Source organism: Microbulbifer mixtoriginis (SeqCode), from assembly GCF_052466765.1.
This window is the reverse complement of the sequence record NZ_CP174289.1, coordinates 1,817,936-1,825,000: the sequence shown is the minus strand read 5'-3', so window position 1 is coordinate 1,825,000 and position 7,065 is coordinate 1,817,936. Positions and strand designations below refer to the sequence as shown.

Sequence of the window (7,065 nt, the reverse complement as noted above, 5' to 3'; positions counted from 1 at the left end):
CGGTCCTAAGGTAGCGAAATTCCTTGTCGGGTAAGTTCCGACCTGCACGAATGGCGTAACGATGGCCACGCTGTCTCCACCAGAGACTCAGTGAAATTGAAATCGCTGTTAAGATGCAGTGTACCCGCGGCTAGACGGAAAGACCCCGTGAACCTTTACTACAGCTTTGCACTGAACTTTGAGCCTACTTGTGTAGGATAGGTGGGAGGCTTTGAAGCAGTAACGCTAGTTACTGTGGAGCCGTCCTTGAAATACCACCCTGGTATGTTTGAGGTTCTAACTCTGGTCCGTTATCCGGATCGAGGACAGTGTATGGTGGGTAGTTTGACTGGGGCGGTCTCCTCCCAAAGAGTAACGGAGGAGTACGAAGGTGCACTCAGCATGGTCGGAAATCATGCAATGAGCATAATGGTATAAGTGCGCTTGACTGCGAGTCAGACATGACGAGCAGGTACGAAAGTAGGTCATAGTGATCCGGTGGTTCTGTATGGAAGGGCCATCGCTCAACGGATAAAAGGTACTCCGGGGATAACAGGCTGATACCGCCCAAGAGTTCACATCGACGGCGGTGTTTGGCACCTCGATGTCGGCTCATCACATCCTGGGGCTGAAGCCGGTCCCAAGGGTATGGCTGTTCGCCATTTAAAGTGGTACGCGAGCTGGGTTTAGAACGTCGTGAGACAGTTCGGTCCCTATCTGCCGTGGGCGTTGGAAATTTGAGAAGAGTTGCTCCTAGTACGAGAGGACCGGAGTGAACGAACCTCTGGTGTTCGGGTTGTCACGCCAGTGGCATTGCCCGGTAGCTATGTTCGGACGGGATAACCGCTGAAAGCATCTAAGCGGGAAGCCTCCTTCAAGATTAGATTTCCCTGACTCCTTGAGAGTCCTAAAGGGCCGTGGAAGACTACCACGTTGATAGGCTGGGTGTGGAAGCGTTGTGAGGCGTTGAGCTAACCAGTACTAATTGCCCGTGCGGCTTGACCATACAACAGAGATGGTTACTAACGACTAGCTAAGCTAGCGGATTGTGGAATGAAAGACACACAATGATCGCTTGCGGTGTATTACTACAGATTGTTTTACCGACTTATTTGGGGTTATCGCCGGTCAGCAGACCGAGGCAAACAGCGATAACACGGTAGGCCAAGCAAAATTGCTTATAAGACCAACGCCAACCCAAGCCAGTTTGCCTGACGACAATAGAGTTGTGGAACCACCTGATCCCTTGCCGAACTCAGAAGTGAAACGCAACATCGCCGATGGTAGTGTGGGGCTTCCCCATGTGAGAGTAGGTCATCGTCAGGCTTCTAATCCGAAAAGGGCCACCCAATAGGGTGGCCCTTTTTTTATGTGCAAAAAAATTGAATGCATAAAAAATAAAAACAGAGAATAAAAAAATAAATTCAAAATACAGAAAAAATAAAAAGCCCAATCGAATTTTTACTCGCAACACTCCCGCCGAAAAATCCAACTCGGTAAAAGCCAATGAAAAAAGCGCAGGCTCTAAAAAGCTCCGAAGAGCCTTCCCTCCTATAAATAAAGCACTTTCTTAAATTTTTTCTGTAAGGAAAAAATGGAAATACAAAAAAATAACGCGCTTTATTTAATCTGCACCTCAAGCACCATCAAAAAAACACCTGAAATTAAAAAGTGCTCTTTAGCCTAGAAAAATCATTGCGTTGAAAAAAACGGCGCAGAAATACCAATAAAATTACCGGTGATTTTTTGCACGTTTTAATGAGCCTGTGCAACCACGGGGCCTGGCACGGATATACCGCAGTTATGCACAAGTCTATCCAGACTTTCTGTTAATAACGCCAAGCGGTGGAAAGTGGATAAATGGCTGGTGTTTTTTTACCCGTTGAAAAGGGCCCCGCGGAAACAGGGGCCTGAGCGTGGATATCCCTGAGTTATACACAGCTCTATCCATGGATTCTGTTAGTAACAGCCTGTTAATGGAATGGTCATCAGCAGGAAACAGAAATATGCCTTGGTGCTGTGGGTAACTTGGGGAATAGTACGAATAGGGTGGTTGGCAGGTGAGGTATAAAGAGCCTCCACTGAGGAGGCTCTTGTTGTGGTTGTGAGGTGCTTAGCTTACTCTTTTATTTTTGAGGGAATTCGGCCGAGGTCATCTTCCATCTCGGTGGCAAGGAAGGACATCACTACCCAGGCTGCGACGTTCTGGCGCAGGTTCTCTGGCTTCACCTTATCGAGGGTATCGTTAGGGGTATGGTGATAGTCGAAGTAGTCGGTACCATCCTGGTAGAGACCGAAGGCAGGGACTCCTTCGGCGACAAACACACTACTGTCTGGTCCGCCATAGGATTTGTTATGTCCGCGCTCGATGCCGAGAGGTGCTAGTAATTGCATCATTTGGTCGGCAATATCGAATTTACTCTCAGGCAAACGAGTATCAAATCTCCAGATCTTACCTGCGCCAAAGTCAGACTCAGAGATGGCAATAATATTATCCAACTCGTGACGATGTGCATCTAAATACTGCTTGGCACCGACCAAGCCAATTTCTTCGGCGCCGAAGAGAACTACTCGCAGGGTACGACGAGGACGCTTGGGGAGCTCGGCAATCAGGCGAGCGGTCTCCATTACTATGGCGACTCCGGCGCCATCATCCAGCGCTCCAGTACCTTCATCCCAAGAATCCAAATGGGCGCCAATAATCATGACTTCTTCGGGTTTCTCGCGGCCAGTAATTTCTCCAATAACGTTAAATGATGGGCCATCACTGTGACGCTGATTATCTATATCGAGCTTAACTTCTACCGGCTTGCCACGTTTCAACATGGCTTCTAAAAGGTTGGCATCCGGGGCTGACAGTGCCAGTGCGGGAACTGGGTTTTCGACATCATTAATAGACATCATGCCGGTATGGGCAAAGCGGTCAGAGTCTGTGCCCACGGACCTTAGGAGCAGTGCGGCAGCACCTTTCTCAGCGGCTGCACGCATACCTTTACTGCGCCCTTGCACTGCAGGGCCATAGCCTTCTCCGGTGCGTGCCTTTGCCATACGCTTGTTGATGAAGGCTATTTTCCCTTTTACCTGTTTAGGGGAGGCTTGCAGTAGGGCTTCAACATCGGGAAACTCGACGATTTCCGCAGTAAGGCCATCTTTGGGGGTTGCTACGCTATAGCCCAGGGAAGACACCACCAGTGGTTGGGGGTAGGGCGAAACCACCTGGGCGTGGGCATGTCCACGTGTCCAGCGGGGTACTTCAATTTGCTCTGTATAAACCCGATCGAACCCCAGGGATTTCATTTTTTCCTGGGCCCAAACCACTGCACGCCGATCACCTTCCGTACCTGCGCGACGGGGGCCCACTTCTACCGTCAAGGATTCAACGATGCTATAGGCATCAGAAGAAGCCAGGGCGCGATCACGCAATACTTCTGCCACGGACAGATCTTCCTGGGGTAGTGGCTTCGCCTGGGTGATGCTGATCGCTGTAGTTGCAATAAAGGCCCCAGTGAGGGTCAGTAGTGGTTTAAACATATGTTTATCCTTGATTAAAGCTCGTTGACTCAAGATCTAGGTTGTTTGTTAGGTGTGTTGATAAGTAGCCTACTGCGAATATGCCGCAGTTGTTCCAGCCCCTTCTCGGTAAATAAATAGGGCGGGTGATCACTGGACTCGTGCTCTTCTATTTCGAGACACTTGAGTCGCATTGCTTCCAACTCAGGATCATGGCGCATTGGTATCGCCACTAGGGCACGCCATTCACTCTCGCTAGCCTGGCCGGTGATGGCATCCTCTAGGCCTTTAATAAAGCTGGCTCTGTCCATACGAAATCGCGGAGTGCGCAGATGCATTAATGTCCAGATCACAATGACAAAAGCACAGAAGGACAGCAGCAGAGTGAGGAACAGGGTCACTTTCTAGGGCTCCAGCAGTAATTTTATCGCGATGGTCATAGTAACGAGAATAACTACAGGCTTAATCAGTTTGGCTCCATGGGAAATAACCAGGTTAGATCCTAATCTTGCACCGATAATCTGGGTGCCCGCCATAGTGATACCGACTATCAGTGAAAAGTATCCGCCCAGTATAAATATAACCAGTGAGGTGATATTGGTGGCCAATACCAGCGGTTTGCTTGATGCCGTGGCTTTGCGCATGTTGTAACCCAGTAGAGCGGCGAATGCCAGGGCATAGAAGGCCCCTATTCCAGGACCAAAAAAACCTCCATAAAAACCAATCCCACCACCAATCAGAATGTTAAATAGCCCAGGGCTTATTCTGGATTTAGAGTCAATATCAGAAATTCGCGGCGAAAATGCGAAGTAGAGGGCGATGACGATAATTAATATAGGCAGTAGTGTATCGAGTATGTCTCCCCCGACTTTGGTGACTGCCCAGGTACCCAGGGCGGAACCAAAAAAGGCTGCTATCAAGCCCGGCCACAGGGGTTTCAGTTGTAAGTGCCCTTTTCGAAAGTAGTTGAAGCTGGATGAGAGAGTACCGAAAACGGCCTGGAATTTATTCGTGCCGAGGGCATCTAGGGGGGGGAGGCCAGCCCATAAGAGTGTGGGCAGGGTTAGTAGGCCTCCGCCGCCGGAGATAGCGTTGATAAAGCCAGCGGTGAAAGCCACCGCGGCGAGTATCAAATATGTGCTAAGGGTTAAATTGCTACTGAATTCTATCACGGGAGGAATCACTGCCCTCCAAGAGATCGGTTTGCATATTGTGGTGAAACCCCCGGTATTTACTGAAGCGACGCTGGATTTCCGTCATATCCTCTTCCAGGTTTCCCGTGGGATGGTAGAGGGAGTCCAGGCAGAAACGCTTGCGAGAAAAGTCCCAGGCAACCAGTAAAATTGGTACCTCGGCAGCATAAGCAATTCGCAGGAAGCCACTTTTCCACTTAGTGACTTTCTTGCGAGTTCCCTCGGGAGTTATGCCGACCCACATTTTTTCGTTATTGCGGTATTGCCTAGCTACCTGTTTGGCGATGCCCCCTGCAGAACCACGATTGGTGGGCACGCCACCGAGCCACATAAAGAGATTTTTAAAGGGGAAGAAAAAAGCTTCCTTTTTCATGAGCCAGGAAATTTTTACCCTATAGGCCATGATAAAAGGCATGGCCACGATAAAATCCCAGTTGGAAGTGTGCGGGGCCAGGGCCACCATCACTTTTTTTTCCGGAGGGAAGGTACCTTCCAGGCGCCACCCCATCAGCCGGATCAGCAGCCTACCAATAGCAGCGGTCAGGCTGTTGCCTAGGCGGGGCATTTCTTCCGGTAATTCTTTCTGCTGACTCATTATTGATCTCTCTGTCTACTGCTCGAATATCCTGGAACTGACAAGCGATTTCAGGAAACGTCCACCCAAGTTAATGTTCGCGGGTGGCGTAGAAGCGAATATCCGGATAACGCTCCTCCGCCAACTGCAAATTCACACGGGTAGGCGCTAGGTAGGTCAGGTGTCCACTGCCATCTATGGCGAGGTTGGTACTCGCTTTGCGTTTAAAGTTTTCCAACTCTTTCACGCTCTCGCTTTCCACCCAGCGAGCAGTATTTACATTTACATTTTCATAAATGGCTTCCACCTTATATTCGTCCTTGAGGCGATAGGCGACCACTTCAAACTGCAGGACACCGACGGCGCCGACAATAATGTCGTTGTTATCCAGTGGGAAAAATACCTGGGTAGAGCCCTCTTCGGAGAGCTGCTGCAAGCCCTTTTGCAGTTGCTTTAGTTTTAAAGGATCTTTCAGGCGAATACGACGGAATAACTCCGGGGCGAAATTGGGAATGCCGGTAAACTTTAGAGACTCACCTTCAGTAAAGGCATCTCCGATCTGGATAGTGCCATGGTTGTGCAGGCCGATAATATCGCCGGCAATAGCCTCTTCCACGTGGGTTCGGTCGCCAGCCATAAATGTTACGGCGTCGGCAATTTTTATATCTTTGCCGATGCGTACATGTTTCATTTTCATGCCACGGCTATAAGTACCGGAACAGACGCGCATAAAGGCAATACGGTCGCGGTGTTTGGGGTCCATATTGGCCTGAATCTTAAACACAAAACCGGAGAACTTTTCTTCGTTTGGCTCTACCTGGCGCTCCTGGGTGGCGCGAGGCTGAGGGCCCGGAGCCCACTCGACAAATCCATCGAGCATTTCACGTACGCCAAAATTACCAAGCGCAGTGCCGAAAAATACCGGGGTCAGTTCGCCAGCTAAATAAGCTTCCAGATTGAATTCGTGGGTAGCGCCGCGTACCAGTTCGATTTCCTCGCGGATGTCCTCGGCATATTCGCCGAGTAGTTCATCGGCCTCAGCGGAGTCGAGCCCTTTGATCTGGATATCGTCGGGAATTGTGTGACCCTGGCCTTGAGTAAATACGTGAATTGTATCGGTGTAGAGGTTGTATACCCCTTTAAAATTTTTACCGGAGCTCAGTGGCCAATTGATGGGGGCGGCTTGGATATTCAAGACTTCTTCAATTTCATCCATCACTTCGATAGGGTCGCGAATATCCCGATCCAGTTTGTTGATAAAGGAGAGAATCGGCGTGGTACGCAGTCGGCACACATTCATCAATTTGATGGTGCGGTCTTCGACACCCTTGGCGCCGTCAATCACCATCAGCGCAGAGTCGACCGCAGTGAGTACCCGGTAGGTGTCTTCGGAGAAGTCTTCGTGCCCGGGGGTGTCGAGCAGGTTAACCGTGCGCTCCTTGTAGGGGAACTGCATCACCGAGGAGGTGACGGAGATACCCCTTTCCTGCTCCATGGTCATCCAGTCGGAGCGCGCGTGGGGACCTTTTTTCCCTTTAACCGAACCTGCCAGCTGAATGGCATTTCCGAATAAAAGTAGCTTTTCGGTCACGGTTGTTTTACCGGCGTCCGGGTGGGAAATGATGGCGAAAGTTCTACGTCTTTGAAATTGTTGAGAAAAATCTTGATTCACTTAGATTTAACCTTATCTGTGTACGCCCCTGTGTACACATATTGAAATATACCCCAAGGCCGAATCTGAAAGGCCGCATTATAACAAATTGGCCTTTGGTTTTGCTCTCGGGGGCTGACTAGTGGGCGCTACTTGGT

The 7,065-nt window shown here is 49.9% G+C and carries 5 protein-coding genes and 2 rRNA genes (1 of these 7 running past the window's edge); 2 read left to right on the top strand and 5 right to left on the bottom strand.

Annotation, left to right across the window (positions count from 1 at the left end):
• Together ACJJIV_RS08060 and rrf are read left to right on the top strand one after the other, a co-directional pair.
• Positions 1–985: ribosomal RNA gene (locus ACJJIV_RS08060) — 23S ribosomal RNA — on the top strand; it begins 1,897 nt to the left of the window's first position.
• A 204-nt stretch (positions 986–1,189) separates the two neighbouring features.
• Positions 1,190–1,305, top strand: a 5S ribosomal RNA gene (gene rrf / locus ACJJIV_RS08055).
• A 792-nt stretch (positions 1,306–2,097) separates the two neighbouring features.
• On the opposite strand, the gene ACJJIV_RS08050 is transcribed toward rrf, so the two are convergent.
• From ACJJIV_RS08050 to ACJJIV_RS08030, 5 genes are all read right to left on the bottom strand, one after another.
• Positions 2,098–3,510 carry a M20/M25/M40 family metallo-hydrolase gene (locus ACJJIV_RS08050; RefSeq protein ID WP_444891385.1) on the bottom strand — a complete coding sequence of 471 codons (1,413 nt, stop codon included), beginning with the start codon at positions 3,508–3,510 and terminating at the stop codon, positions 2,098–2,100.
• A 29-nt stretch (positions 3,511–3,539) separates the two neighbouring features.
• On the bottom strand, positions 3,540–3,890 hold the full coding sequence (locus ACJJIV_RS08045; protein ID WP_444891384.1) for a hypothetical protein: 351 nt from the start codon (positions 3,888–3,890) through the stop codon (positions 3,540–3,542).
• Between the two features lie 3 nt (positions 3,891–3,893).
• Positions 3,894–4,661: a TSUP family transporter gene (locus ACJJIV_RS08040; protein ID WP_444891383.1), complete on the bottom strand. Its 768-nt coding sequence runs from the start codon at positions 4,659–4,661 to the stop codon at positions 3,894–3,896.
• A complete protein-coding gene (locus ACJJIV_RS08035) occupies positions 4,645–5,277 on the bottom strand; it encodes a lysophospholipid acyltransferase family protein (protein WP_444891382.1) in 633 nt (210 codons plus the stop codon). Before ACJJIV_RS08035 ends, ACJJIV_RS08040 begins: the two co-directional genes overlap by 17 nt.
• 70 nt (positions 5,278–5,347) lie before the next feature.
• Positions 5,348–6,928 carry a peptide chain release factor 3 gene (locus tag ACJJIV_RS08030; protein WP_252084478.1) on the bottom strand — a complete coding sequence of 527 codons (1,581 nt, stop codon included), beginning with the start codon at positions 6,926–6,928 and terminating at the stop codon, positions 5,348–5,350.
• Between the last annotated feature and the right edge of the window lie 137 nt (positions 6,929–7,065).